This window comes from Micromonospora sp. NPDC049102, assembly GCF_043197485.1.
Lineage (GTDB): Bacteria > Actinomycetota > Actinomycetes > Mycobacteriales > Micromonosporaceae > Micromonospora.
On sequence record NZ_JBICTE010000023.1, the window covers coordinates 68,546 to 94,095 of the forward strand.

29 protein-coding genes are annotated in these 25,550 nt (G+C 72.8%); 15 read left to right on the forward strand and 14 right to left on the reverse strand.

The annotated features are described in order from the left end of the window. Window positions 1-35 precede the first annotated feature (35 nt). Window positions 36-569 (forward strand): DUF4190 domain-containing protein, encoded by a 534-nt coding sequence (locus ACGFH9_RS21285; protein WP_393221897.1) that lies wholly within the window; start codon window positions 36-38, stop codon window positions 567-569. On the opposite strand, the gene ACGFH9_RS21290 is transcribed toward ACGFH9_RS21285, so the two are convergent. Further along, window positions 570-1,475 carry an SDR family NAD(P)-dependent oxidoreductase gene (locus ACGFH9_RS21290; protein WP_393221900.1) on the reverse strand — a complete coding sequence of 302 codons (906 nt, stop codon included), beginning with the start codon at window positions 1,473-1,475 and terminating at the stop codon, window positions 570-572. A 117-nt stretch (window positions 1,476-1,592) separates the two neighbouring features. On the opposite strand from ACGFH9_RS21290, the gene ACGFH9_RS21295 reads away from it, so the two are divergent. After that, entirely contained in the window at window positions 1,593-2,138 is a 546-nt protein-coding gene (locus ACGFH9_RS21295; protein ID WP_393221903.1) for a DUF4190 domain-containing protein, read from the forward strand. 76 nt (window positions 2,139-2,214) lie between these two features. On the opposite strand, the gene ACGFH9_RS21300 is transcribed toward ACGFH9_RS21295, so the two are convergent. Continuing rightward, entirely contained in the window at window positions 2,215-3,171 is a 957-nt protein-coding gene (locus ACGFH9_RS21300; RefSeq protein WP_393221906.1) for an HpcH/HpaI aldolase/citrate lyase family protein, read from the reverse strand. A 123-nt stretch (window positions 3,172-3,294) separates the two neighbouring features. Here ACGFH9_RS21300 and ACGFH9_RS21305 point away from each other — a divergent pair, with 123 nt between their 5' ends. Then, a complete protein-coding gene (locus tag ACGFH9_RS21305) occupies window positions 3,295-4,119 on the forward strand; it encodes an SDR family NAD(P)-dependent oxidoreductase (protein ID WP_393222000.1) in 825 nt (274 codons plus the stop codon). A 10-nt stretch (window positions 4,120-4,129) separates the two neighbouring features. Further along, entirely contained in the window at window positions 4,130-4,405 is a 276-nt protein-coding gene (locus ACGFH9_RS21310) for a hypothetical protein (RefSeq protein ID WP_393221908.1), read from the forward strand. A gap of 8 nt (window positions 4,406-4,413) precedes the next feature. Here ACGFH9_RS21310 and ACGFH9_RS21315 read toward each other — a convergent pair whose 3' ends face one another. After that, window positions 4,414-5,373, reverse strand: a complete 960-nt coding sequence (locus tag ACGFH9_RS21315; protein ID WP_393221911.1) for a DMT family transporter — start codon at window positions 5,371-5,373, stop codon at window positions 4,414-4,416. A 103-nt stretch (window positions 5,374-5,476) separates the two neighbouring features. On the opposite strand from ACGFH9_RS21315, the gene ACGFH9_RS21320 reads away from it, so the two are divergent. Further along, window positions 5,477-6,190, forward strand: a complete 714-nt coding sequence (locus ACGFH9_RS21320) for an HAD family hydrolase (RefSeq protein ID WP_393222002.1) — start codon at window positions 5,477-5,479, stop codon at window positions 6,188-6,190. A gap of 8 nt (window positions 6,191-6,198) precedes the next feature. Here the strand turns inward: ACGFH9_RS21320 and ACGFH9_RS21325 are convergent, their stop codons facing one another. Further along, window positions 6,199-6,729, reverse strand: coding sequence for a hypothetical protein (locus ACGFH9_RS21325; protein ID WP_355244434.1), 531 nt, complete (start codon window positions 6,727-6,729; stop codon window positions 6,199-6,201). A 12-nt stretch (window positions 6,730-6,741) separates the two neighbouring features. Beyond that, complete coding sequence (locus tag ACGFH9_RS21330; RefSeq protein ID WP_393221914.1) at window positions 6,742-7,617, reverse strand: PhzF family phenazine biosynthesis protein; 876 nt, start codon at window positions 7,615-7,617, stop codon at window positions 6,742-6,744. Window positions 7,618-7,650: 33 nt separating this feature from the next. Between ACGFH9_RS21330 and ACGFH9_RS21335 the strand changes: the two genes are divergently transcribed. The 3 genes from ACGFH9_RS21335 (at window position 7,651) to ACGFH9_RS21345 (ending at window position 10,805) form a co-directional block, all read left to right on the forward strand. After that, window positions 7,651-8,937, forward strand: a complete 1,287-nt coding sequence (locus tag ACGFH9_RS21335; protein WP_393221917.1) for a magnesium transporter MgtE N-terminal domain-containing protein — start codon at window positions 7,651-7,653, stop codon at window positions 8,935-8,937. Continuing rightward, window positions 8,930-9,580, forward strand: a complete 651-nt coding sequence (locus ACGFH9_RS21340) for a DUF1003 domain-containing protein (protein ID WP_393221920.1) — start codon at window positions 8,930-8,932, stop codon at window positions 9,578-9,580. The genes ACGFH9_RS21335 and ACGFH9_RS21340 overlap by 8 nt, the downstream gene beginning before the upstream one ends. A 76-nt stretch (window positions 9,581-9,656) precedes the next feature. Further along, window positions 9,657-10,805, forward strand: coding sequence for an Mrp/NBP35 family ATP-binding protein (locus ACGFH9_RS21345; RefSeq protein ID WP_393221923.1), 1,149 nt, complete (start codon window positions 9,657-9,659; stop codon window positions 10,803-10,805). 137 nt (window positions 10,806-10,942) lie between these two features. Here the strand turns inward: ACGFH9_RS21345 and ACGFH9_RS21350 are convergent, their stop codons facing one another. Then, entirely contained in the window at window positions 10,943-11,365 is a 423-nt protein-coding gene (locus ACGFH9_RS21350; protein WP_393221925.1) for a preprotein translocase subunit TatB, read from the reverse strand. Window positions 11,366-11,441: 76 nt separating this feature from the next. Further along, window positions 11,442-12,860: a S1C family serine protease gene (locus ACGFH9_RS21355; protein ID WP_393221928.1), complete on the reverse strand. Its 1,419-nt coding sequence runs from the start codon at window positions 12,858-12,860 to the stop codon at window positions 11,442-11,444. A 298-nt stretch (window positions 12,861-13,158) separates the two neighbouring features. On the opposite strand from ACGFH9_RS21355, the gene ACGFH9_RS21360 reads away from it, so the two are divergent. Beyond that, window positions 13,159-13,746, forward strand: a complete 588-nt coding sequence (locus ACGFH9_RS21360) for an O-methyltransferase (RefSeq protein ID WP_393221931.1) — start codon at window positions 13,159-13,161, stop codon at window positions 13,744-13,746. Window positions 13,747-13,776: 30 nt separating this feature from the next. On the opposite strand, the gene ACGFH9_RS21365 is transcribed toward ACGFH9_RS21360, so the two are convergent. Beyond that, a complete protein-coding gene (locus ACGFH9_RS21365) occupies window positions 13,777-15,252 on the reverse strand; it encodes a leucyl aminopeptidase family protein (protein WP_393222005.1) in 1,476 nt (491 codons plus the stop codon). Window positions 15,253-15,399: 147 nt separating this feature from the next. After that, the gene (locus tag ACGFH9_RS21370; RefSeq protein WP_007455245.1) at window positions 15,400-15,567 is read right to left on the reverse strand and encodes a DUF3117 domain-containing protein; all 168 of its coding nucleotides are present in this window, start codon (window positions 15,565-15,567) and stop codon (window positions 15,400-15,402) included. Window positions 15,568-15,757: 190 nt separating this feature from the next. Here ACGFH9_RS21370 and ACGFH9_RS21375 point away from each other — a divergent pair, with 190 nt between their 5' ends. Genes ACGFH9_RS21375 through ACGFH9_RS21390 form a run of 4 tightly spaced genes read left to right on the forward strand, consistent with a single transcriptional unit; the run spans window position 15,758 to window position 19,989 of the window. Beyond that, a complete protein-coding gene (locus tag ACGFH9_RS21375; protein ID WP_393221936.1) occupies window positions 15,758-16,576 on the forward strand; it encodes a PaaX family transcriptional regulator C-terminal domain-containing protein in 819 nt (272 codons plus the stop codon). A 4-nt stretch (window positions 16,577-16,580) separates the two neighbouring features. Continuing rightward, window positions 16,581-17,372, forward strand: coding sequence for an enoyl-CoA hydratase/isomerase family protein (locus tag ACGFH9_RS21380; protein WP_393221938.1), 792 nt, complete (start codon window positions 16,581-16,583; stop codon window positions 17,370-17,372). Between the two features lie 59 nt (window positions 17,373-17,431). Then, window positions 17,432-18,730: a DUF1800 family protein gene (locus ACGFH9_RS21385; RefSeq protein WP_393221941.1), complete on the forward strand. Its 1,299-nt coding sequence runs from the start codon at window positions 17,432-17,434 to the stop codon at window positions 18,728-18,730. A gap of 17 nt (window positions 18,731-18,747) precedes the next feature. Further along, complete coding sequence (locus ACGFH9_RS21390) at window positions 18,748-19,989, forward strand: DUF1501 domain-containing protein (protein ID WP_355619327.1); 1,242 nt, start codon at window positions 18,748-18,750, stop codon at window positions 19,987-19,989. On the opposite strand, the gene ACGFH9_RS21395 is transcribed toward ACGFH9_RS21390, so the two are convergent. Genes ACGFH9_RS21395 through ACGFH9_RS21410 form a run of 4 tightly spaced genes read right to left on the reverse strand, consistent with a single transcriptional unit; the run spans window position 19,986 to window position 22,363 of the window. Next, window positions 19,986-20,609: a hypothetical protein gene (locus ACGFH9_RS21395; protein ID WP_393221944.1), complete on the reverse strand. Its 624-nt coding sequence runs from the start codon at window positions 20,607-20,609 to the stop codon at window positions 19,986-19,988. The two genes, ACGFH9_RS21390 and ACGFH9_RS21395, sit on opposite strands and share 4 nt — an antisense overlap. Window positions 20,610-20,634: 25 nt before the next feature. Continuing rightward, the gene (locus ACGFH9_RS21400) at window positions 20,635-21,204 is read right to left on the reverse strand and encodes a DNA-3-methyladenine glycosylase I (RefSeq protein WP_393221947.1); all 570 of its coding nucleotides are present in this window, start codon (window positions 21,202-21,204) and stop codon (window positions 20,635-20,637) included. A 53-nt stretch (window positions 21,205-21,257) separates the two neighbouring features. After that, complete coding sequence (locus ACGFH9_RS21405; protein WP_393221949.1) at window positions 21,258-21,755, reverse strand: SRPBCC family protein; 498 nt, start codon at window positions 21,753-21,755, stop codon at window positions 21,258-21,260. After that, window positions 21,752-22,363 carry a DivIVA domain-containing protein gene (locus ACGFH9_RS21410; protein WP_393221952.1) on the reverse strand — a complete coding sequence of 204 codons (612 nt, stop codon included), beginning with the start codon at window positions 22,361-22,363 and terminating at the stop codon, window positions 21,752-21,754. Before ACGFH9_RS21410 ends, ACGFH9_RS21405 begins: the two co-directional genes overlap by 4 nt. A 154-nt stretch (window positions 22,364-22,517) precedes the next feature. Between ACGFH9_RS21410 and folP the strand changes: the two genes are divergently transcribed. Beyond that, complete coding sequence (gene folP, locus ACGFH9_RS21415) at window positions 22,518-23,387, forward strand: dihydropteroate synthase (RefSeq protein WP_393221955.1); 870 nt, start codon at window positions 22,518-22,520, stop codon at window positions 23,385-23,387. Between the two features lie 25 nt (window positions 23,388-23,412). Here folP and ndhC read toward each other — a convergent pair whose 3' ends face one another. Continuing rightward, entirely contained in the window at window positions 23,413-23,790 is a 378-nt protein-coding gene (gene ndhC / locus ACGFH9_RS21420) for an NADH-quinone oxidoreductase subunit A (RefSeq protein ID WP_007455225.1), read from the reverse strand. Between the two features lie 128 nt (window positions 23,791-23,918). Between ndhC and ACGFH9_RS21425 the strand changes: the two genes are divergently transcribed. Further along, the gene (locus ACGFH9_RS21425) at window positions 23,919-25,364 is read left to right on the forward strand and encodes a hypothetical protein (protein WP_393221958.1); all 1,446 of its coding nucleotides are present in this window, start codon (window positions 23,919-23,921) and stop codon (window positions 25,362-25,364) included. Window positions 25,365-25,550: the final 186 nt, after the last annotated feature.

The following is a 25,550-nucleotide window of genomic DNA, read 5'->3' on the forward strand; positions in this document are numbered from 1 at the left end:
AGGGACTTTTCCGGCACGGCAGGAGGAGGACAGTCGTGAGCCACCCGCCGCCGTCGGGCCCGCCGGGGGACGAATCGCCGCCGTCGCCGTACGAGCCGCCCCGGGACCAGTCGCCGTACGCGCCGCCGCCGGCCGGCCAGTCACCGTACGCGCCGCCGCCGGACCAGTCGTCCTTCGGACCGCCGGAACGCTCGCCGTACGGACCGCCCGCCGACGACCCGTCACCCTACGAGCAGCAGGGACCGCACCAGCCCGCGCACTGGAGCCAACAGCCGCCGTACCCTCCGCAGGGCCCCTACGGTCAGTACGGCCCGCCGCAGCGCGGGCCCGGCCGGCCCACCAACATCCTGGCGATCCTCTCGCTGGTGTTCGCCTTCGTGTTCCCCCCGGCCGGCGCCGTCCTCGGCCACCTGGCCAAGCGGCAGATCCGCACCAGCGGCGAGGACGGTGACCAGCTCGCCACCTGGGGCCTGATCCTCGGTTACGTGTTCACCGCGCTGACCCTGCTGGCCTGCTGCGGCTGGCTGGCGCTCGTCGTCCTCGGCAACAGCGACAGTCGCGGCTACTGATCAGCGGAACCGGGCCTCACGGACGCTGTTGCCGCCGTCCACCACGAGCATCTGACCGGTGATGTACGACGCCGCCGGAGAGCAGAGGAAGCTGATGGCGGCGGCGACCTCGTCCGGGGTGCCCGGTCGACCGACCGGCGTACCCAGGCCCTGCTTGATCTCGGCCATCGTGGACGCCGCCGTGTAGATGGTGCCCGGCGCGACCGCGTTCACGGTCACGCCGTCGGCGATCATCTCCATGGCCAGCGCGCGGGTCAGCCCGACGACACCGGCCTTCGCCGCGGCGTACGCGGCCTCGGTGGGCAGGGCGTTGACCGGTCCGGCGGTGGCCGCCAGGTTGACGATCCGCCCCCAGCCCCGCTCGGCCATCCCGCCGATGAACGCGCGGCTGCACAGGAACGCGGTGGACAGGTTGCGGTCGATCTCGCCGCGCCACTCGTCGTAGCTCAACTGCGCGACCGGGCGCAGGACCCCCTGACTCGCCCGACTCGCCAGACCGGCGTTGTTGACCAGCACCTCGACGTCGCCCAACTGCTCGGCCACCGCGTCGGCAAGCGCACCGACCTCGGACTCGTCCGTCAGGTCCGCGACGAACCCGGTCACGCCCAGCTCACCGGCCCGCTCGTGGATGCGCCGGGTGGTCGACACGATGGCCACCCGCGCGCCCAGGTCGGCGAGCCGACGGGCGGTCGCGTACCCGATGCCGTCCACGCTGCCCGCCCCCGTCACCAGGGCGACCCGACCGTCGAGCCGCATGGTCACCGGGTCCGCGAGCGCGACCGGCTCGTCGGTGCCGGTCGCACCGGTCGACGGGGCCACCCGACCGCGTCGGGCGACACCCGGGCGGCTCACGTCCCGTCGCGGTCGGCTGCCGGAACGGTCCCCGGCACGCGCGTCAGTTGCCATGCCAGCGATCCTGCCCGTTACGACCGGCCCGGGCAATGCGGCACCCGGGAGCGGGGGCGTCGGGTTTGGTCACTCCTGGCTACTCTGGCGGCGCACCCGAGCCGACGGAGATCACGCATGACCAATCCCCCGCCCCCCGGCGACTGGAACGACCCCACCTGGTCGGCTCCGCCGTCGAGCACACCCCCGGACCCGACCCTGGTGGCCGGTCAGGCGGTACCGGCCCAGCCCGGCCCCGTGGACCCGTACGCGCCGGTGGACCCGTACGCGGGTGCGACGTTCGCACCCGGTCAGCCGACGCCCGGTTACGCCCCGCCCGGTTACCCCGCGCCCGGTTACGCCCCGGCGGGTTACCCGCCGCAGTACCCCGGTTACGGCTACCCGGCCCCGCGCAAGACCAACGGCCTGGCCATCGCGTCGCTGGTGCTGGCCCTGGTCGGTCTCACGTCCTGCGGCATCACCGCGCCGATCGGGGCGATCCTCGGTCACGTCGCGCAGAAGCAGATCCGGGCCAGCGGCGAGGACGGCGAGGGGATGGCGAAGGCCGGCATCATCGTCGGTTGGATCGTCACCGCGCTGATGGTGCTGGCGATCGCCGCGTACGCCGCTGTGATCATCTTCGCGGTAACGACGGGCGAGAGCGGCGGCAGCAGCAACTACTGAGACGGCGAGTTGGTGGTCGTACCGCCGGATGCGGGACCGGGTCGACAGCCGGCGGCGGTCGCCCCGGCCCGGCCACTCACTCCGCCGGTGGGGTGAACGACGAGGTACGGCTCATGCCCGCGGCGCGGCCCTTGGCAGCGATCACCAACGCCATCTTGCGGGACGCCTCGTCGATCATCTCGTCGCCGAGCATCACCGCGCCCAGCTTGCCGCCGGCCTCCGAGGTGTAGTGCTCGTACGCGTCGAGGATCAACTCGGCGTGGTCGTAGTCGGCCTGCGCCGGCTGGTAGACCTCGTTTGCGGCGTCGATCTGGCCCGGGTGCAGCACCCACTTGCCGTCGAAGCCCAGCGCCGCCGAACGCTTCGCCACCTCGCGGAACGCGTCGACGTCGCGGATCTGTAGGAACGGGCCGTCGATGGCCTGCTTGTCGTGCATCCGGGCGGCCATCAGGATCCGCATGAGGATGTAGTGGTACGGGTCGCCGGGATAGTCCGGGATCAGCCCGCCGACCACCAGCGACCTCATGTTGATCGACGCCATGAAGTCGGCCGGACCGAAGATGATGGTCTCGACCCGGGGCGAGGCGGCCGCGATGGCGTCCACGTCGACCAGACCGGCCGCGTTCTCGATCTGCGCCTCGATGCCGATCCGACCGACCTCCAGGCCGATCGTCTTCTCGATCTGGGTGAGCGTCAGGTCCAGCCACTGCACCTGGGCGGCGTTCTGCACCTTCGGCAACATGATGCAGTCCAGGTTCGCGCCGGCGCCCTCGACCACCTCGATGACGTCCCGGTACGTCCACGGGGTGGTCAGGTCGTTGACGCGTACGACCCGGGTCTTGCCGACCCAGTCACCGTCGTTGAGGGCGGCCACGATGTTCTTGCGCGCGTCCGGCTTGGCCAGCGGCGCGACGGCGTCCTCCAGGTCGAGGAAGACCTGGTCGGCGGGGAGCCCCTGCGCCTTGCCGAGCATCTTGACACTGGAACCCGGCACGGCCAGGCACGACCGGCGGGGACGACCGACTGCGGCCATGGATGCGCTCCTTCCAGCGACCGGCGGACACGCCGAGCCACCTGACTCCGAGAAAACTTAACGATCCCAAAGGGCGTGGTGACGTCACGGTAACCTCGCGCCATGACCGCGGTGAATGGACCTGTGGAAGATCTCACTGGGCGTCGACTGGTGGTGGTGACAGGTGCCAGCTCCGGCATCGGGTTGGCCGCCGCGGTGGCCTTCGCCTGTCGTGGTGACCAGGTGGTGCTCGTCGGGCGCGACCCGGCCCGCCTGCAGGCCGCGGCGGACCGCGTACGGGACATCTCCGGCGAACGTCCGGAGCTGTTCCGGGCCGACTTCGCGGTGCTCGACGACGTACGCGGACTGGCCGGGCGGCTGCGTGACGCGTACGACCGGATCGACGTGCTGGCCAACAACGCCGGGGCCATCGCGTTCCAACCGCTGACCACCGTCGACGGTTTCGAGCTGTCGATCCAGGCCAACCACCTGGCCCCGTTCCTGCTCACCAACCTGCTCGCCGACCGGGTAGGCCGGACGGTGGTGACCGCCTCGGGGGCGCACCGCTTCGGCGTGCTCGATCCCGACGACCTCAACAGGCCGCTGCGCGCTTACCGTCCGATGGGCGCGTACGGCACCAGCAAGCAGGCCAACATCCTGTTCGCGGCCGAGGCGACCCGGCGCTGGCCGGGCGTCCGGGCGTACAGCTTCCACCCGGGAGTGGTGCGGACCCGGTTCGCCAACGACAGCCGACTGGTCGCCTTCGGCATGCGGTTCATGCCGTTCCGCAGCCCCGCGAAGGGCGCCGAGACACTCGTCTGGCTGGCGAACCAGGACCCGGCCCGGCTCGTCGACGGTGGCTACTACTACAACCGCCGGCCGCGTCGGCCGTACCGCAAGGCGGCGGACCCACGGCTCGCGGCCCGGCTCTGGGACGCCAGCGCCACCGCCGTCGGCATCGACGGATAGCGTGGCCGCCATGCTGACGCTTGTCGCGATCGTCGAGTACGCCGCCCGGGCCGAGGCCGTCGGACAAGGTTACGAGGACGCCGTGCTGGCCCTGCTCGACCGGCACGGCGGCCGGCTGGAACGGCGGCTGCGCGGCACCGACGGGCGCAGCGAGGTACACGTGATCACGTTCGCGGCCCGCAGCGGCTACGAGTCGTTCCTCGTCGACCCGGAGCGGGCCGCGCTGCGCGCCGAACTCGGCGACGCCGCCCCGACCACCCGCGTCATCGAGGCGCACGACGTCTGAAGCGATCATCAGCTCTCCAGTGGAGCGGCGTCGGCGGGCAGCGGGGTAGGCGGCGTGGCGCGGCGGCCCGCGCGAGCGCCGCCCAGCACCACCACCGCCACTCCGACGAGCAACAAGGCCATCCCCACCAGCGCGTACTGGCGGGGCACCTGGTGCAGCCAGGCCCAACCGAGCAGCGCCGCGCCAGGCACCTCCAGCAGGATGAGCACGCTCACCGTGGTCGCCGAGATCTTGTGCAGGGCGTAGTTGAACATCGAGTGCCCGAGCAGTTGGGCGCCCGCCACCAGGGCCAGGATCGCCAGCCAGGTGCGCGGGTCGAAGCCGACGAGTCGTACGCCACCGAGGAGGCAGACCACCAGCAGGATCGCTGCGCAGATGCCGTAGCAGATGGTCGTGTAGGTGGTGGTGCTGATGCTCGCGCGGGCCCGCTCACCGAAGGCGGTGTAGACGGCCGCGAAGATGCCGCCGGTCACCGCCAACAGGTCGCCGGCGACGGCCCTGCCGGACACGCCCACGTCCGCTCCGGTGGCGATCACCGCGCCACCGGCCGCCACCGCGACGCCGATCCAGACGACCAGGGGCAGCCGTCGTCCCTGGGCGCGGGCGATCAGCCCCTGCCAGATGGGCTGGGTGGCTCCCAGGGCGGTGGCCGCGGCGACCGAGGTGAGCTGCGCACTCGGCACCCAGGTGGCGAAGTGCGCGGCCAGCGCAACCCCGGACAGGACGCAGAACAGGCCTTCGCGCCGGCCGACGCCGACGGTCAGCCGACGGAACTCGGCCCGGCGTCGCGCCAGGGAGAAGGGGCTCAGGAGGGCGACCGCGAGCAGGTTGCGCCAGAACGCGATGGCCAGCGCGGGAGCGGCGGCGTACGCGATCAACGGCCCGGACGACGACACGGCGACGACGGCCAGGCCGACCGCGCCGGTGGTCAGCGGGTCCAGGGACGGACGGTCGGAGGGTGGAGACACGAGGACTAATCCTCACACGCATGACGGACGACACGGAGGGTCAGCACTCCGTTACCATCACGCGGTCATGCCGGTGACCACGACCGCCCGGAGGCGTTCCCCCATGCCCAACTACCGGGCGGTGCTGTTCGACTTCTTCGGCACGCTGACCAGTTCGGTGCAGCGTGGCGCCGCGCACCTCGACACCGCCGAACTGCTCGGCTGCCCCAGCGAGACCCTGAGCGAGGTGCTGAACCGCACCTACTACGAGCGCGCCTCCGGCCGACGCGGCGACGCGGCGACGACGATGCGGTGGGTGTGCGCACAGGCGGGCGTACACCCGACAGACCGTGCCCTGCAGGCGGCGGTGGTGTCCCGGCACCGCGCGATCCGCGCGGACACCCGGTTGCGCGCCGACGCGGTGCCCGTGCTCGCGGCCCTGCGCGAGCGCGGCGTCCGCACCGGCGTGATCAGCGACTGTACGCACGAACTGCCGGCCTTCCTGCCGCAGCTCCCCGTCGCGCCGCTGCTCGACGTGCGGGTCTTCTCCGTACAGGTCGGGCGTTGCAAGCCGGACGCGGCGCTCTACCTGACCGCGTGCCGTCGGCTCGGGCTCGCGCCCGACGCCTGCCTGTACGTCGGTGACGGCGGCAGCCAGGAGTTGACCGGTGCCGAACAGGCCGGCATGACCGCGGTTCGGCTGGCCGCGCCCGATCTGGCCGAACACATGGTCTTCAACGCCGACCGCCAGTGGCGCGGCACCACGCTCGGCACCCTGCGTGAGGTGCTCGACCTGGTCGACACCGAGGTAGTGAGGGTCGGCGGCCGGGCGGGGTGACGCGCCGATCAGCGGCGGCGGACCCGGTGCAGACGGAACGGCTTGCGGGTGGCGCGCACCGCCGGGGTCTCCCGCGGCGTCTCGGCCTGCGCATCGGACGGTAGGTCGGAGCCGGTCAGGGCCGCGCCGGCCGGGGCGAGGCGGTTCAGGGCGCAACCCTCGGCGGCCCAGCGGGCCACCAGGTCGGCGCTCGGGCCGGGGGCGTTCAGGCGCTTGCCCGCCACCAGCGGCGCGGCGGTGTCCCACGCCTCGGTGCCCGGTGCCAGCCGGGTCACCCGGGCCGGCCAGGTGACGATCCGACCGCCGTGGTCGCCGCGCAGGGAGACCTGCGCCTCGGTGGCGTCGGCGAGGCCCGGCGCCGCCTGCTCACCTGGCCCGCTCACCACGAGGAGCGCCCCCTCCAACGGCGCGCACCAGAGCGCGAGCGCCGGCCCACCGGACACGCTGACCCAGGCCACGGCGGCCTTCTTCATCGCCTCGTCGACCAGCGGCGTGCCACCGGTGGCATCCTCGTCCGTCACACCCGCATCCTCCCGCATCGGCGGCGTCGTTCAGCCCACGAACGGCGGCACGGCGATCTCGCCCCGGGCCACCGGCATCACCTGACCGGCGACTGTCGCGCCGACCGCCACTCCGTTCGCCGCGGTCACCGTGCAGGCCAGCGCGGATGGCCGGCCCATCTCCGCGCCCTGGCGCACCGAATAGCGCGACATCCCCTCCGCCGGCAGCAGCCCGCTGGCCACCAGCCAGACGCCCAGCCCGAGCGCCGCCGAACCGGTCGCCGGATCCTCCGGGACGCCGATCCCCGGCACGAAGACCCGGGCATGCGCGGTTTGCGTGGCGGCGTCCCAGGAGAAGACGCTGACGTGCGCCACCCCCAACCGTTCCGCTGCCGCCGGGTTCACCCGTGCCCGGGCCACCGCGTCCGGGTGGACCAGCAGGTACGGAAACTCCAGCCCGCAGCCGGCCACCCGGGGCGCCGGCCCGTCACGGTCGAGGTCCTCCGCGCCCAGCCCGGCGATCTCCAGCAGCAGCTCCGGGTCCAACTCGGGGCCGAGGGTGGGAAGGCCTCCGGTGAGCGTCGCCCCGGAGGCCGTCACCTCGATCGGGAGTACGCCCGCCCCGCACTCCTGGGTGACCTGCCCCACACCGAACATCCCGCGCCGACTCGCGGTGACCGCCGCGCCGACGCTCGGGTGCCCGGCGAACGGAAGCTCCTCGACCGGCGTGAAGATGCGGGCCCGGTAAGTGGCGCCGACCTGCGTCGGTGGCAGCACGAACACCGTCTCGGAGAGGTTGAACTCCAGCGCGAGCGCCTGCATCTGCTCGGTGGCCAGCGCCTCCGCGCCGAACACCACGGCCAGCGGGTTGCCGGCGAACGGGCGGTCGGTGAAGACGTCCACGATCTCGTAGGCCAAGGTCGACATGTTGATAAACACTAGGCGCTTAGGCTGGTGCCCGTGAGTACGCCGACCCGGGTCTACATCGCCCGCCTCGCCGGAGTCGCCGTCTTCGATCCGAACGGTGACCAGGTGGGACGGGTCCGTGACGCCGTGGCACGGCTGCGGGCCACCGCACGTCCGCCCGAGGTGGTGGGTCTGGTCGCCGAGATGCCGATGCGTCGGCGGATCTTCCTGTCCATCAACCGCATCACGTCCATCGACGCGGACGCGGTGGTGCTCGGCTCCGGGACGCTCAACCTGCGGCGCTTCGAGAAGCGCCCGAACGAGCTGTTGGTGCTCCAGGAGCTGCTGGACCGGCGCGTACAGCTCGACCCGGGCGGCCAACCCGGCTCGGTGGTGGATGTCGCCATGGAATGCGCCCGCGGCGGCGAGTGGTCGCTGAGCCGGGTCGCGGTCCGCGAGCAGACCAGCCGGCTCACCCGCCGCGGCCACCTGCACCAGGTGGAGTGGGACCGGGTGCGCGGGCTCAGCGGCATCGCCGACAACCGGGGTACGGCGAACCTGCTCGCCGTCCTGGAGGACATGCGCCCGGCCGACCTGGCCAACGCTCTACAGGACCTGCCCGACGCGCGGCGAAACGAGGTCGCGGCGGCGTTGAACGACGAGCGGCTGGCCGACGTGCTCAGCGAGCTGCCGGAGCACGACCAGGTCGAGATCCTCGCCGCACTGGACCGCGAACGGGCCGCCGACGTACTGGAGGAGATGGACCCGGACGACGCCGCGGACCTGCTCAACGAGCTGCCCCCGCCGGAGCAGGACGTCCTGCTGGACCTGATGGAGCCCGACGAGGCGGACCCGGTACGCCAACTGCTCAAGTACACGCCGGGAACGGCGGGCAGCGTGATGACCTCGGAGCCGGTCATCCTGCCGCCGGACGCCACCGTCGCCGAGGCGCTGGCGCGCATCCGGGAGCCGCAACTGTCACCCGCCGTCGCCGCGCAGGTCTTCGTGACCCGGGCGCCGCAGAACACCCCGACCGGCCGCTACCTGGGCATGGTGCACTTCCAGGCGTTGCTGCGCGAACCGCCTGCCGACCTGCTCGGCAAGGTGGTGGTCAACGACATCGACCCGCTGCGTCCCACCACACCACTGCCGGAGATCACCCGCCGTATGGCCACCTACGACCTGGTCGCCATGCCGGTGATCGACCGCAACAGCCGGCTGGTCGGCGCCGTCACGGTCGACGACGTCCTGGACCACTCGCTGCCGCGGGACTGGCGCGACCGCGACGCCGTGGGCGCGCCGGGCGCCTCCGACTCGGTGATGGACGGCGACGGTGGCTGAGCAGCGGCGGACGGAACGACTCGACCAGCCCCGCGAGCCCCGGGGCATCACACTCCCCCGGTTCGACGCGGAGGCGTTCGGCCGCTGGTCGGAGGGCATCGCCCGGGGCATGGGCACCGCGAACTTCATCGTCGTCATGACGGTGGTGATCGCGATCTGGTTCGGCTGGAACACCCTCGCACCGGCCAACCTGCGCTTCGACCCGTACACCTTCACGTTCCTCACGCTGGTGCTGTCGTTGCAGGCCAGCTACGCTGCGCCGCTGATCCTGCTGGCCCAGAACCGGCAGGCCGACCGGGATCGGTTGGCGTTGGAGGAGGACCGGCGGCGCGCCACGGCCCAGAAGGCGGACACCGAGTACCTGGCACGGGAGATCGCCGCGCTGCGGATCGCGCTCGGCGAGTTGGCCACGCGTGACTTCCTCCGCTCCGAGCTGACCCGCCTGGCCGAGGAGCTGGACGAGGCGGGGCAGCGCCGGCAACGCCTGGAGCGCCGGCAGCAGGAGAAGGACAACCGGCAGGAGCGACGTGGCCAGCGGCCGACCGACGGCGTCGGCCTGGACGAACCCCGCGACGACCTGGACGGCGACTTCACCCGCAACGCCCGTCCGGACGGCACCGGCCCGCGCCGGTCGGAGGGCTGACCGACGGGTCATCGATTGGCTCACACCGCCCCAGGCAGCGGCGGCAACGGATGCCCCGCGACGTAGCATTGCGGGCATGTCAGCACCCGTGAGCACCGTCGAGGACGCGATCCAGGCCGCCCTGGCCACCGTCAACGACCCGGAGATCCGCCGGCCCATCACCGAGCTGGGCATGGTCCGCTCCGCCACGATCGGTGCCAGCGGTGTGGTCCGCGTCGAGCTGCTGCTCACCGTCGCCGGCTGCCCGCTGAAGGACAAGCTGCGTACGGACATCACCGCCGCCGTCGCCTCGGTACCCGGAGTCACCGGCGTTGAGATCGACTTCGGGGTGATGACCCCCGAGCAGCGGCAGTCGTTGCAGTCGCAGCTGCGCGGCGGCGGCGCCACCGAGGAGCCCGTCATCCCGTTCGCCCAGCCCGGCTCGCGCACCCGCGTGTACGCGGTGGCCAGCGGCAAGGGTGGCGTCGGCAAGTCCAGCGTCACCGTCAACCTGGCGGCGGCGCTCGCCGCCCGTGGGCTCTCCGTCGGGGTCGTCGACGCCGACATCTACGGCCACTCGGTGCCCCGGATGCTCGGCACGGAGGCGCGGCCCACCCGGGTCGAAGACATGATCATGCCGCCGCAGTCGCACGGCGTGAAGGTGATCTCCATTGGCATGTTCACGTCCGGCAACGCCGCAGTCGTGTGGCGCGGCCCGATGTTGCACCGGGCATTGCAGCAGTTCCTGGCCGACGTCTACTGGGGCGACCTGGACGTGCTCCTGCTCGACCTGCCGCCGGGCACCGGTGACGTGGCCATCTCGCTGGCCCAGTTGCTGCCCAACTCGGAGATCCTGATCGTCACCACCCCGCAGACCGCCGCCGCCGAGGTCGCGGAACGGGCCGGGGCGATCGCCCTGCAGACCCACCAGCGGGTGGTCGGCGTCATCGAGAACATGTCCTGGCTGGAGCTGCCGGACGGCTCCCGGATGGAGATCTTCGGCGCTGGCGGTGGTGAGGCGGTGGCCGAGTCGCTGAGCCGGACCATCGGCGCGCAGGTGCCGCTGCTCGGTCAGATCCCACTGGACACCCGGGTCCGCGAGGCCGGCGACGCCGGCAACCCGATCGTGCTGGCCGAGCCGGATTCCCCGGCCGCTCAGGCGCTCGGCACGGTCGCCGACCGGCTCGCCCTGCGCCGCGAATCACTGCTCGGCAAGCCGCTCGGTCTCAAGCCCGCCGGTCGCTGACCACCCGGAACATGTCAGCCCGTCGGCCGCCATGGTCAACTCGGGTTTCTGGAAATCGGGGCATCCCGCGCCGTTGACGGGCCGACTTTCCGAAACCGAGTTGATCAAGGAAAGCGCGGGCCCCGGAGGCGGGTCGGTCAGGTGGCGTCGTCGTAGCTGACCCGAGGCGCCGGCGTCGAGGGCGTGCCGGTGGCCGTGCTGGATCGCGTCCCGTTCGACCGCAGGTCAGCGGCGTTGGCCACGTCCTTCAGGTCGTTGTGCACGCCGTTGACGTCCGCGCGCAGGTTGTCGTAGACGCCCTGCAACGGCTTGCGGATCGCCGCCTCGTCCTCCTCGCTGAGGAGGTGCTTGCGGATGAAGGCCTTCGGATGCAGATCTTCGAGCTGGATGTCGGTGCCCAGCTCGCGACTGAGGTCGCCGGTGGCGTTGCGGGCCATGTTGCGCAGGTTGCGCACCAGCCGCAGGCCGTCGTTGATCACGGCAGGCAGCCGGTCACCGAAGATCAACAGCGCCAGGAGCAGCAGCGCCCCGATTTCCCACCAGTTCAGGTTGTCGAGCATCCCGCGGGCCTCCTCTCGGCGTCAGCAGCAAGACTACGCACGTCGGGCGGCTTTCCGGCAGGGGGTGACCCGCTGTTCACTTCGCATCCGCCGCGAGCGTCACCGACGTGTTCCGGCGCGCGCTGCCCCGCCGGAACTCGACGGTCACCACCGACCCCGGGGCGAACTTGCGGACCAGCGCGATCAGGTCGGTCGGTTCGGTCGTCGGTCGACCGTCGAGCTTCAGGATCACGTCCCCGACCTTGAGCCCGGCTCCGGCCGCCGGGCCGGACGGCTCCACGGCAGCCAGTCGTACGCCGCCGCCGGCACCCGCGCCCGGGCCACCGACCTGGGCGCCGATGACCGTACGCCGGGCCTTGCCGGTGCCGATGATCTCCTGGGTCACCCGCTTGGCCTGGTTGATCGGGATGGCGAAGGCGAGCCCGATGTTGCCGGCCTCCTGCCCCTCGGCCACCAACGACTTGATCGTGGAGTTGACGCCGACGACCCGCCCGGCGCCGTCGACGAGCGGGCCGCCCGAGTTGCCGTGGTTGACGGCGGCGTCGGTCTGGATCGCCGCGTAGTAGCGCACCGGACCGCCCGGCTCACCGGCCTGCATCGTCCGGTCCAGTGCGCTCACGATGCCGGCGGTGACCGTGTTGGCCAAGGACAGCGGTGAGCCCACCGCGAGGACCGGGTCACCGACGGCCAGCGCGTCGGAATCGCCGAACTCCACCGGGCGCAACCCCGTCCGGTTCACCTTGATCACCGCGATGTCGGACTCCGGATCCTGGCCCACGACTGTCGCCGGAGCGGAGCTGCCGTCGTTGAAGACCACCGATGCCTTGCCGCTGCTGTTGGCCACCACGTGGTCGTTGGTGATGACGTGCCCGTCCGCGCTGGCGATGAACCCCGAGCCCTCGCTGATCCCGCCGAGGCTGCTGACGCGGATGGTGACCACGCTGGGCAGGACGCGTTCGGCGACCCCGGCCAGCGACTCGGGCCTGCGCTGGGCCAGCGCCGGCGGCTCGGCGGCCTGCGCCCCGAGCACCGTGCCGGCCGCGCCGCCCCGCACCGCGAACGCGTAGCCCAACGCGCCGCCGAGGGTGCCCGCCAGCAGGGCGGTGATCACCGGAATGAGCAGGAGGTGCCGCAACGTCGGCCGGCCCGGCGCGTCCGGGTCGGTGACCGGCTCGGGCTCGGTGCCGGCGGCCACCACCTGTGGCACCACCACCGCAGCGGGAGCCGCCGGGTCACGCCACGGATCGCCGAGCGCGTCGGACCACCACGGCGACGCGTCGGCTGCGGCGGACCCAATCGCGGTCGGCCGGGGCGCGCCAGCGTACGGCCCGGTGGGCGCGGGCGACGGCCCGGCCACGGTGTCGCCCGCCGAGGGCACCGGCGCGGTGCCGCTCCCCGGCGCGGCCGGCGGACCCGCCGACGGGGCTCCTGCCTCCGGCGGGCGCGCCGGAGCCGGAGTCTCACCGTCCCGGCGCCATTCCCAGCCGTCGGTCACGTCGGTGCCTCCCAGTCCGTCCCCCGGATTCCGTACGGCGTCGCCCGGCCACGGTTCGGCGCGGTCGAGGCTGACGGAATACCGCTTCCAGGATTGCACGGATGCGCGCGGTGGAGTCAGCGGTTGCCTCTGGTGATCGTGGAGGGACGGAGGCGCGGCTGCGCCCCGCGCCGGTCGCCTCTACGCTCACAGTGCCAACCCGCCCCCCGCACCACGCGCCGCCCGGAGGTGCCCCATCGCCACGGTCGCCGGTTCCGGCAGTTCGACGACGCAGGCTCAGCAGTTCGCCGAGTCGTACGTGACCGAGGATCTCGTGCTCCGCACCGCCCGCAGCCTGGCCCACGAGGTGGGCCTCGACGCGGTCACCCCCGGAGCGGGGGCGGCGCTGCGGCTGCTGGCCGCTGCCGGCAACGCCCGCGCGGTCGTGGAGATCGGCACCGGCACGGGCGTGAGCGGTGTCTGGCTGCTGCGCGGCATGCGTGTCGACGGCGTGCTCACCACTATCGACCTGGAGGTGGAGCACCAGCGGATCGCCCGCCGGATCTTCACCGAGGCGGGCTTCCCCGCCGGCCGTACGCGCATCATCACCGGCCGAGCGCTGGACGTGCTGCCCCGGCTCGCCGACGGGGCGTACGACCTCGTCTTCGTCGATGCCGAGGCGACCGGGTTCCACGCCTTCGTGGAAGCGGCGCTGCGGTTGCTGCGTCCGGGTGGCGTGCTCGCGCTCAACGGGATGCTGGCCGGCGGCCGGATCGCCGACCCGGCCGCCCGGGACGCGGAGACGGTGACGGTCCGCGAAACGCTCAAGGCACTGCGGGAGTCGGAGCACTGGATTCCCGCGCTGCTCCCGGTCGGGCACGGGGTCCTCGCCGCCGTGAAGTGCTGACGGGTGCCCGCCGCCATACGTCGCTGACGGTCAGTCGACGGCGGCCAGCCAGCGCAGCAGCGAGCGGACGCCCCAGCCCGTCGCGCCGCGGCTCAACTCCGCCTGGTCGCCGTCCGCCCAGGACGGGGCGGACATGTCCAGGTGCAGCCAGCGGTCCCGGAGGTCGCCGGTGAACTCCCGCAGGTAGAGCGCGGCCGTCACCGAGCCGGCACCCTGGGTCGGCGCACTGTAGAGGTCGGCGATCTCGCTGCCCAGGTACTCGACGTAGTCGCTGTGCAACGGCATCCGCCAGGCCGCCTCGCCGGCCGCCTCGACCGCCGCCAGCACGTCGGCCGCGAGGTCGTCGTTCTCGCTGTAGAGGGCGGCGGTCCGCTTGCCCAGCGCAACGGCGTTGGCGCCGGTGAGGGTGGCGAGGTCGACGATCAGGTCGGGCCTGAGCTGCCGTACCGCGTAGGTCAGCGCGTCGGCGAGGACGAGACGGCCCTCGGCGTCGGAGTTGGTCGTCTCGCTGGTCGTACCGCCGTAGTGCCGGATGACGTCGCCCGGACGGAACGCCGAGCCGCTGACCATGTTCTCGGCGAGCGGGGTCAGGGTGGTGACGCGCACCGGCAGGCGCAGCGCCGCCGCGCCGAGGGTGGCGGCGACGACCGCCGCGGCACCGGCCATGTCCTTGCGCATCAGCTTCATCGCGGGCACCGGCTTGATCGAGATGCCGCCGGTGTCGAAGGTGATCCCCTTGCCGATCAGCACCACGTGGGTACGCGCGTCCGCGGGATGCCACTCCATCTCCAGCAGACGTGGACCGCTGGCCGAGCCACCGCCCACGGCGAGGATCCCGCCGAAGCCCTCGGCGGCCAGCTCGGCCGGGCCACGGACCGTCAGGCGCAGGCCCGGCAGGTCGGCGGCGGCAGTGGTCACCTGGTCGGCGAACCACTGTGGGGTCTTCACCGAGGAGGGGGTGTTGGTCAGGTCGCGCGCGAAGCGGGTCATCGCCGCGGTGGTCCGCGCGGTGGCGATGGTGTCCTCGTGGGCCGCGGGGTCGGCGACCAGCAGATCGACGCTACCGAGCGCGGGCGGCCCGTCGGCGTCGGTCAGCCGGAACCGGTACGAGGCGAGCAGCAACCCCTCGGTCAGCCCGCGAATCACGGCCGGGGGCACCTCAGCCGGCAGCGCGATAGTGATGTGCGTCTCATCTACCGCAGAGCGGGCCAGGACGGCGCCAGCGGCCCGCCAGGAGGATTCTCCGCCGTCGCCGACACCGAGCAGCACCAGCCGACCAGGGCTGAGACCGGGACGCAGCTGGGTGGTGATCTCGCCGGCCCGCCCGCTCAGTCGTGCGGCCGGCACCAGCGCGGCCGCCTCCTCGGTGGTGCCGTCCGGCGGCGTCACGGCAGCGGGCACCAGCTCCGCCGAAGCGTCACCTCCCGCCGCCGGGTCGATGGGACGCACGGGCAGGACGAGGACGTCGAGCCGTTCGGGCTCGGCGAGCGGACGGATGGCGAGCACGCGGAACCGCACCTCCAGGAATTTCCACAGAGTGGATCGGGCCACTGCCCGTGCACAGATATGAAGACCCTGAGCCACCGGCGATCCCGGTGGCTCAGGGTCCAAGAAACGCTCCGACCGGCGTACGCCGTCCGGGTCGTCCCTCACTCAGCCGGCGGCTGCCTTCAACGCGTCACCGAGCGCGTTGGCCTCGTCGGGAGTCATCTCGACGACGAGCCGGCCACCGCCCTCCAGCGGGACCCGCATGACGATGCCCCGACCCTCCTTGGTGACCTCCAGCGGACCGTCGCCCGTCCGCGGCTTCATCGCCGCCATGTTGTCTCCCCTCAGACCTACACCAGGGTCGGTGGGTTGCCCCACAGCCACTTCGTCACGACCACCCGCAACGCTCGCGGGGGTGTCGACAGACGATTTTCCCTGATGAACACCGCCGGACCCAAACCGGAGCAGCATTGATGTAACAGCATCTAGCTTATCTTGAGAAGGCCTGTCACAATGTGCGGTCATGCAGGCACGGTCGGCACTCTTCGACCTGTACGGCGACCACCTCCGGCCGAGGGGTGGCCGCGCACCGGTCGCCGCCCTGGTCAAGCTACTGGCGCCGTTGGGAATCGCGCCGCCCGCCGTTCGCACCGCCGTGTCCCGGATGGTGCGTCAAGGCTGGCTCGACCCGCTCCGGCTGGCCTCCGGACCGGGATATTCGATCACACCAAAAGCCGCTCGACGACTCGACGAGGCGGCGGCCCGGATCTACCGAACCGGCCGGGTCACCTGGGACGGCCGGTTCGATCTGCTCGTACTCGACGCGCCGGGCTCCCGGCGGGACCGGCAGCGACTCGCCGCCACCCTCAGCTTCCTCGGGTACGGCACCCTCGACGAACAGACGTGGGTGGCGACCCGGCCCGGCGAGGACGTCGACCTGCTGCTGGCCGAGGCCGGCATCCGGTTCGAGCGGTTCACGGCCGCACACTTCTCCGGCACCCCCGGCGCGATGGGCGTCGTCCGCCGCGCGTGGGACCTGGCCGAGATCGGCCGGGCGTACGAGCGGTTCGTCGCCGACCAGCGCTCGCTCCTGAGCGCGGTCACCGTGCGCAGCAGCGACGAGGAGGCGTACGCGGTCCGGTTCCGGCTCGTGCACGCGTGGCGTACCTTCCTGTTCCGGGACCCGCAGCTGCCCCCGGCGCTGCTGCCCGAGCGCTGGCCCGGCACCGCCGCGGCCAGCTTCTTCGACCGGCACGCGGCCCGCCTGCGTCCGGCCGCCGACCGGTACGTCGAACAGTGCCTCGACGCCGGCAACCGCATCGTTCGACAGAAGGGGCGTTAGACACGTGACCGAGCCGTTGCTCGTCGACCGGACCGACGCCGTCGTCACCCTCACGCTGAACCGGCCGCAGGCGATGAACGCGCTCGACGTCGCGTTGAAGGAGGCGCTGCGGGACACCCTGGCGGAGCTGGAGACGGACCGGTCGTGCCGGGCGGTCGTGCTGGCCGGGGCGGGCGGGTCGTTCAGCGCCGGCCAGGACCTGCGCGAGCACGTCTCGACGCTCGAGAACGGCTCGAACGACCCGCTGGGCACCGTCCGGGTGCACTACAACCCGATCGCCGCCCGGCTGGCCAACCTGCCCAAGCCGGTCGTGGCCGCGGTACGCGGCATGGCCGCCGGGGCGGGCGCGTCGCTGGCCTTCCTGGCCGACATCCGCATCGGCGGGCCGAGCACCAGCTTCCTGATGGCTTTCGCCAAGGTCGGCCTGGCCGCCGACACCGGCGCCTCCTGGACCCTGCCCCGGCTGGTCGGCCACGCCAAGGCGGTGGAGCTGCTGATGCTGGCCGAACCGGTCCGCGCCGAGGAGGCCTGTCGGCTGGGGCTGCTCACCCGACTGGAGGACGACGACGAGCAGGTGCTGCCGGCCGCACAGGAACTGGCCGCTCGGCTCGCCGCCGGCCCCACCGTCGCGTACGGGGCGATCAAGCGGCAGCTCTCGATCGCCGACGCCGGCACGCTCGCCGACGCGCTCTCGGCCGAGGCCCAGGCCCAGGCCATCTGCGGCGCCACCGCCGACCACAAGGCCGCCACCCTCGCGTTCGTCGCCAAGCAGAAACCGGTCTTCGAGGGACACTGAACGCGATTCGCACCCCGTCCTTACCGTCCTCGTACGCGGGCCGCCTAGCGTCGACGTCCATGAGCGATCGTGAAGCGGTGGCGCACCTGCTGCGTCGGGCCACCTTCGGGCCGACCGCCGACGAGGTGGACGCGGCCGAGCGGGCCGGTGCGGCGGCGACCCTGGACACCCTACTCGCCCCCGGGCGAGCCGACCGGGGCGCGGCGGCCACGCCACCGCCGGCCCTGCCCGCCGACCCGTACGCCGCGCTGACCAAGGAGTCCACCCGCGAGCAGCGGCAGAAGGCCAACGCCCAGCGCAAGGAGCAGCTTCAGCAGGTGACCCTGTGGTGGCTTGACCGGATGGTCGCCGCCGAGGACGGGCTCACCGAGAAGTTGCTCTTCTTCTGGCACGGGCACTGGGCGACGAGCGCCCAGAAGGTCAAGTCGGCGCGGATGATGCTGGGCCAGTTGGAGACGCTGCGCCGGCACGGACGCGGGCCGTTGGCGCCTTTGGTCGCCGCGATGGTGCGCGACCCGGCACTGATCATCTGGCTGGACGGGCAGAAGAACACCCGTAAGGCGCCGAACGAGAACCTGGCGCGCGAACTGATGGAGCTGTTCACCCTCGGCATCGGCGGTTACACCGAGGCCGACGTGAAGGCCGGCGCGCGGGCGCTGACCGGCTGGACGGTCGACCGCCGTACCGGAGCCGCCAGCTTCGAGGCCAAACGACACGACCCCGGGGAGAAGACGATCCTCGGACAGACCGGCCGCTTCGACGCCGAGGCGTACGCCAAACTACTGACCGCCCAGCCGGCGGCGGCGACGTTCGTGGCCCGACGGCTCTGGTTCCGGTACGCCGGCACCGACGTCCCGACGCCGGACGGCCTGGCCGGCGCGGACACCGTCGCCACGCTGCGGGCGGTGTTCTCGTCGCCGGCCTTCGCCCAGACCCGCGGCACCCTGGTCAAACAGCCCGTGGAGTGGATGGTCGGCGCGCTGCGGCAGTTCGGCATCCGCCCCAAGGAGTTGCCCGAGCAGCAGCGCAAGCAACTGCTGAGCGGCCTGAACGCGCTGGACCAGGTGCCGCTGCGACCGCCGAGCGTCGGCGGCTGGCCGGCCGGCGCGGCCTGGCTGACCACCTCGTCGTTGCAGGGTCGACTGCGGCTGGCCGGGATGCTCGCCGCCGCAGCCGCCCCGGCGGTGCTGGGCCGGCTGACCGCCGCGCCCGCCGCCGGCCGGGCGGACGCCCTCGCCCGGCTGCTGGTCGTCGATGGCTGGGGCGCCCGCACCCGGGCCGCCCTCACACCACTGGCCGGCGAACCCCGCAAGCTGCTGGCCGCCGGCCTGGTCAGCCCCGAGTACACCGTCAGCTGAGCGGAGGAGTCGCGAAGATGGACGCCCTGACCCGACGTAAGTTCCTGCTCACCAGCGGGGTGGTCGGCGCCGGTGCGCTGGCCGCCGGTGCTGGCGCGTACAGCCTGCGGGACCTGCTGGACACCGCCGGTGACCGCGATCCGCAGTCGCAGACGCTGGTCCTGGTCACGCTCTACGGCGGAAACGACGGCCTGAACACCGTCATCCCGTACGGCGACCCGGCCTACCGGGCGGCCCGCCCCGAGCTGGCCTACCCCGACGGCGAGGTGCGCCGCCTCGACGACGACTTCGGCCTCAACCCGGCGATGGAGGGCCTGCACAAGCGGTGGTCCAACGGCGGACTGGCGATCGTGCGCGGGATCGGCTACCCGAAGCCGGACCGCAGCCACTTCCGTTCGATGGACATCTGGCACACGGCGCAACCGGACCGGCCGGGCACCACGGGTTGGCTCGGTCGCTGGCTGGACCGGGCGGGCGGGGACCCTCGGCTCGCGGTCTCGTTCGAGCCGGCGCTGCCGCCGCTGTTGGCCGGTGAGCGCAGCGCGGGCGCGGCCGTGCCGGTCACCGACCGCAAGGCCGCCAAGGGGCTGTCGGTGGAGACGTTGAAGGCGTTCTCCGCCGCCGAGGCTGGCGAGTCGTCGGCCCGCGCCCGTGCCGCCGCCTGCTTCGCCGACATGCGCTCGGTGGACGAGATGATCCGCGAGGTCCGCGACTCCGGCGACCCGGACACGGCGGACCCGGACGGCGAGCAGGCCCCGGCCACCGCCACGGGCGGGGCGCGTACGCCTCTCGACGCGCAACTCGACCTGGTCGCGCAGTGCGTGGAGGCCGGGGTGTCGACCCGGGTCTTCTCCGTGTCCCTGGGCGGCTTCGACACCCACGCCGACGAGAAGCAGTTGCAGGCCGTGCTGCTGGGCCAGCTCGACCGGGCGTTGACCGGGTTCGCCGACCGGATGAGCCGCACCGAGGCGGGCCGCAAGGTGGTGGTGGCCGTCTACTCCGAGTTCGGCCGGCGGGTCCGGGCCAACGCCTCCGACGGCACCGACCACGGCACCGCCTCGGACATGCTGCTGCTCGGCGCGGGAGTGCGCGGAGGCTGGCACGGGGACGCGCCCAGCCTCACCGACCTCGACGACGGGGACCTGAAATTCACGACCGACTTCCGGGACGTCTACGCCACGCTGCTGGAACGTGTGCTGGGCGCCGATCCGGGCCCGGTGCTCGCCGACTGGCGCGGACGCCTCGACAAGTTGTTCTAATCGTCCTCTTCCGGGTCCTGGTTGGCCTCCGCGCCGAGCACGAACGCCTGCATGGCCAGCTCGTCGCCGGACGGCGCGACGAAGGCGGGCAGCTCACGCGGCCCCAGCTCCTGCACGTACGACCAGAACAGGCGTACCGCCTCGGCCGGCGTGCCGGCCTCGATCGGCAGGTCCAGGCTGACCAGCCAGGTACGCCGGGCCGGGGGCGGGCCGAGCTGGTCGGCCAGCGCCCGGAAGGCGGCCGGGTCCAGGGCGGTGACCGGCCCGTCGAGGGTCAGCAGGTCGGCCGGCACCGGCTCGTCGAAGGCCCGCCGGGTGTACGTCACGACGAGCGTCTCCGGCTCGACCGGCGACTGCGGATCGTCCGGGTCATCGCGGTGACGCTGGGTCGGCGCGCTGACCCGGCCGAGGGCCACCAGGCGCGGCGGTGCGTCGGCCAGCACGGCCACCCGGTCACCGGGGCCCGGCCGCCCGGTCTCGGTCAGGCCGGTCAGCCTCAGCGAGTCGTGGTGCACGAGCCGCTCGGCCTCGTAACGTTCGGCGGGCAGCAGCACCGCCCAGGTGCCCGGCCCGTCTGCGTGGCCGGACCCGTCGGCCCGGTACGCGGTCTCGGTCGTCATGCCTGTCATCCCATCACGCCGTACGTCAGCGGGTGACGTGACAGCCGACGATGTGATCGTCGACCATCCCGGTGGCCTGCATGAGGGCGTACGCCGTGGTGGGGCCGACGAAGCGGAAGCCGCGCTTCTTGAGCGCCTTGGCCATCGCCGTCGACTCGGCGGTGATCGGCGCCAGCTCGGCGAACGAGGCGGGACGGGCCGGCCGCCGTTCCGGCGCATACGACCAGAGCAGCGCGGACAGTCCGTCGGGCAGGTCCAGGGCGGCGCGGGCGTTGGCGATCGCCGCCTCGATCTTGGCCCGGTTGCGGACGATGCCGGCGTCGGCGAGCAGCCGGACCACGTCGGTGTCGTCGTAACCGGCCACGGTGGGGATGTGGAACTCGTCGAAGGCCAGCCGGAACGCCGGTCGCTTGCGCAGGATGGTCAGCCACGACAGCCCGGACTGGAATGCCTCCAGGGTCATCCGCTCGTAGAGCGCGTCGTCGCCGTGCAGCGGCCGCCCCCACTCCGTGTCGTGGTAGACGGCGTAGTCCGGGGTGCTCGTCCCCCAGGCGCAGCGGGCCAGCCCGTCGGCGCCGATCACCAGGTCACTCACGTCGCACACGCTAGGCCATCGGACCGACAGCCGGACTCACCGGCGGCAAGCGGTCAGGGCAGGCGGCCCTGCTCGACCAGCCGCGCGAACCTCTTCAGTGCCTGGGTGAGGCCGAACTTGGAGCCGGGCCAGAGCACCGGCCACGCCAGTCGACCGGCCCGACCGCCCGGCAGGTGGAACCACTCGTGCCAGACGACCTGGGTGCGGGCCTGGCCGAGCTCGGTGCAGCGCAGGACGCCGGGGCCGCGCAGCACCTGGCCGTGGTGCACCACGCCGATCTCGTACGGCTCGTCCACCCGGACCACCCGCATCTCGTCGCGGAGCGTCGCCCGGCCGAGCGCGGTCACCGCCTCGATCCGGCTGCCCTCGCGCCCGTCGCCCTCGACGACCCGGACCCGGGTGAACGGAATCCAGTCCGACTGCCGTTCCCAGGCGAGCAGCGCGGCGAAGACAAGGGGCGCCGGGGCGTTCACGATGACCGTGGCGGTCACCTCACCGGCGCCGGGCTGGGCCGCCTCCTGAAGATCATCAACGCCCTCCGGGCCGGTCACGCCGACTCCGACCGGACCACCGCGCCGTGCGGTCCGACACCCCCGGCCGGCTCGACCTCGGCCTCGGCGGCATCGGTCGACTCGTCGTCGCCGGAGGTGCGCACGCCCGCCTCGTCGGCGGCCGGTGCCACACCGTCGGCGTCCGCCGCCGAGGAGGTGGCTGACGGGGAGCCGCTCACGCCGACCGGCGTCGCCTCGTCGTCGGCGAGTGACGCGTCCCGCTCGGTGGCGGCGGCGTCCGGCGACGCGACGGCGGCCTGCTCGCGCGCCCGGCGCAGCACCTCCGCGTCGTCGGTCCGGCCCTCGCGCAGCGCGATGACCTCGGCCTCCAACACGCCGATCAGTTCGGACTTGTAGCCGATGTCGTAGGCGGCACGGCGCATCGCCTGGTCGACCTGGGACATCCGGTAGCCGCGCAACCCGGTGTCGAACCGGACCGCGCCCACGTCGGATTCGCGCAGCGGCCGGGTGCCCGGCAGCGGGACTGCCTGCGAATCCGCTTCCGTCGGAGCGAGGCCGGGATCGCGGCCACCGACCAGCACCGTCACGCCGAAGACGACCGCCGCGACGGTCAACGCCACGACCAGGAGGAGCAGAAGCTGACCCATGCACTGATCGTGGCACGACAGCCGGCCGGTAGCGACCCCACCACCCCGATCACCCGTCGACGCCCACGCCCGCCCCGCGCGCGCCCGGGACGGACCGGCTAGCGTCGGTGGCGGCCGGAGCAGCGGTAACGGCGCGCAAGAGGCGGGAGGCGTCATGGCCGGGGCACTTCGGCTTGGTTCGCGGACGTTCGCGCCGGGTGAGTTGGTGGTGATGGCCATCGTCAACCGCACACCGGACTCGTTCTTCGATCGGGGCGCCACCTTCGCCGCTGACAGCGCGCTGCGGGCCGTCGAGCGGGCGGTCGCCGAGGGCGCCGAGATCATCGACATCGGTGGGGTCAAGGCCGGGCCGGGCACCGAGGTGGACGTGGCCGAGGAGATCCGCCGCACGGTGGACACCATCGCCGCCGTACGGGCAGCCTTCCCGCAGGTCGTGATCTCGATCGACACCTGGCGCGCCGAGGTGGCGACGGAGGCCGTGGCGGCCGGCGCCGACCTGCTCAACGACACCTGGTCGGGCGCCGACCCGACGCTCGCCCAGGTCGCGGCGAGCACGGGCGCCGGGCTGGTCTGCTCACACGCCGGCGGGCTCGTCCCCCGGACCCGACCGCACCGCGCCGCGTTCGACGACGTGGTCGCCGACGTGGTCACGACGGTGACCGGGCTCGCCGAGCGCGCGGTGGCGGCGGGGGTACGCCCCGACGGAATCCTCATCGACCCGGCGCACGACTTCGGCAAGAACACCCGGCACTCGTTGGAGATCACCCGCCGGCTGGACGAGCTGACCGCGACCGGGTGGCCGGTGCTGGTGGCGCTCTCCAACAAGGACTTCATCGGCGAGACGCTCGACCTGCCGGTGGCCGAACGGCTGGAGGGCACGCTCGCCTCCACGGCGGTCTCCGCCTGGCTGGGTGCCCGGGTGTTCCGGGCCCATCAGGTCGGGCCGACCCGTCGGGTGCTGGACATGGTCGCCTCGATCCGCGGCGACCGCCCACCCGTGGCCACCAGACGAGGCTTGGCCTGACCCCACCCGGGAAATGGGTGGGAGGTCAGGTCCAGCGGAGGATGTTCCTGCGCCAGGCGTAGAGGATGCCGAGGGCGAGCACCGCGACGAACACCGCCATCTCCACCACCGTGACCAGGCCGAAGCCCGGCCGGTCGAAGACCACCGCCCAGGGGAAGAGGAACACCGCCTCGACCGCGAACAGCACGTACAGGTAGGCGTAGACGTAGTAGCGGATCTGCATCTGCGCCCAGTCCGCGCCGACCGGATCGAGCCCGCACTCGTAGCTGGTCCGCTTGCCGAACGGGTCGGCCGGACGGGCCGGACGTAACACCCGGTTGGCCGAGAACGCCGTCACAAAGAACAGGACACTGACGAGCAGCAAGAGCCCGAGCGTCGCGTACGAGCCCAGGTAACCGGTCACGTCCGGAGCCTACCGCCAGCCCCACAGGGACCGCCCCCAACACGTTACAAATTTGTTTCCGGGTGGGACTAGTGCGCCTGGGCAACTATTAACAAAATTGGACGCCTACCCATGTCACCGGAGGACAGATGGCCCGCGTGAAGGTCTCGCCCGATCGCTGGGCCACGGGGCGGCGTTCCACGCACCTGCTGGCGACGTCGCTCGTGCTCGGTCTGCTCACGGCTCTCGCCGTCGCACCGGCGCTCGCCGGCGCCGCGGCGCCGCGTACCGATCCGGTCGCCGCCGTGACGGAGTCGGCACCCGACCTCGACCCGGACCCGGAGAGCTCCGCGCCGCCGGAGCCCACCCCGACCGTGGACGACCCGGGCGATCCGGCTCCCACCGACCCGGCCCCGCCGACCACCGCGCCGCCACCGGAGACGACACCGCCGGCGCCCCCGCCGACGACCGTGCCGCCGCCACCGGCCACCAGCGCCGCCCCCGCCCCCGGCAATTCCAGCCGGCCCCCGACGCTCGCGCCGCCGGCACCGCCGATCCCCCCGCCCGCGCAGGGCGGCACGCAGGCGCCACCGCCGAGCCCGCTCGGCGTGCAGGTGACCACCGAGGACGTCACCCTCCCGGGGTCGTACTGGAACGCGTCCAGCACGACCACCACGCTGCGGGTCACCGTGGCGAACACCGGCACCTCGGCGCAGCGGGTCCGGCTGTCGTACACCCTGCCGGCCGGGCTGATGGACGCCGGCACGAACGGGTGCGTCGCCGAGGGCGGCGGCGCGTACGGCTGCGGGGCCTGGACGACCGAGGCGGGCACCCGGTTCAGCAGCCTGATCCAGCTGCGCGTCACCGGTGACGCCTGGAAGCGGATGCCGCTCAGCGGCTCGGTGCGGGTCGTCGCGGACGTGCCGGGGATGCCCGGCGAGGTGGCCGACGACCAGGGCTTCGCGGTGCTGTTCCCGCCCGGCCCGCCGGTGCCCGGCATCTCGCTGGCGGCCGACGAGGTCGCGTTCGACATCAGTGGCGCGCAGAGCGCCCTCGCGGTGCGGCTGGGCAACACCGGCACGGTGGACGCCGCCGGCCTGGTGGAGGTGGTCCTGCCGGCGGGAGTGAGCATGGCGACCCCGCCGCCGGGTTGCGTCGCCCTCGACACGTCCCGCACCCGGTGCGACGCGGGTCTGCTGTCGGCGGGTGAGACCCGGGAGCTGCGGCTGCCGGTGGAGGCGACACCACAGGCCCAGCGGGAGGCACCCCTGTCCGGGGCGGTGGTCGGTCAGCTCGACCCGCGCAACGGCGCGACGCGGCGGATGCAGATGAGTTTCCGCATCACCGCGGCGGCGGCGCTGGCCACGCCGGTCGTCTCGCCGCCCGCGCCGACCGGCTCCCAGGGCGTACTCCCGGCGGGTGCCACCACCGACGACGGCATGACCTCTGTCCAGCGCACCGCGGTCATCCTGGTCGTGGTCTCCGCGCTGCTGGTGGTGCTGGCTCTCACGCTGGCGACCACCTCGTTGCGTCGCCGGCTCGCCGGGCCGACGGCCAGGTCCACGACCCCGCCCACGACCCCGCCTACCGACTGACCGATCGATGATCCTGACCGCCGCCGGCCGGGTCGTCGCCGGCTCACCTACGGTGATCTGGATTACGGCGGCCGGGACCAAACACCGCATACCGCCGCAATTCTTGCGTTGATCGGGTCTCAGTCGGCGGACCTCCGGGGAGGGGCGGGGGTCCATTCGACGTAGGCTCTTGGTGAGGGACGACAG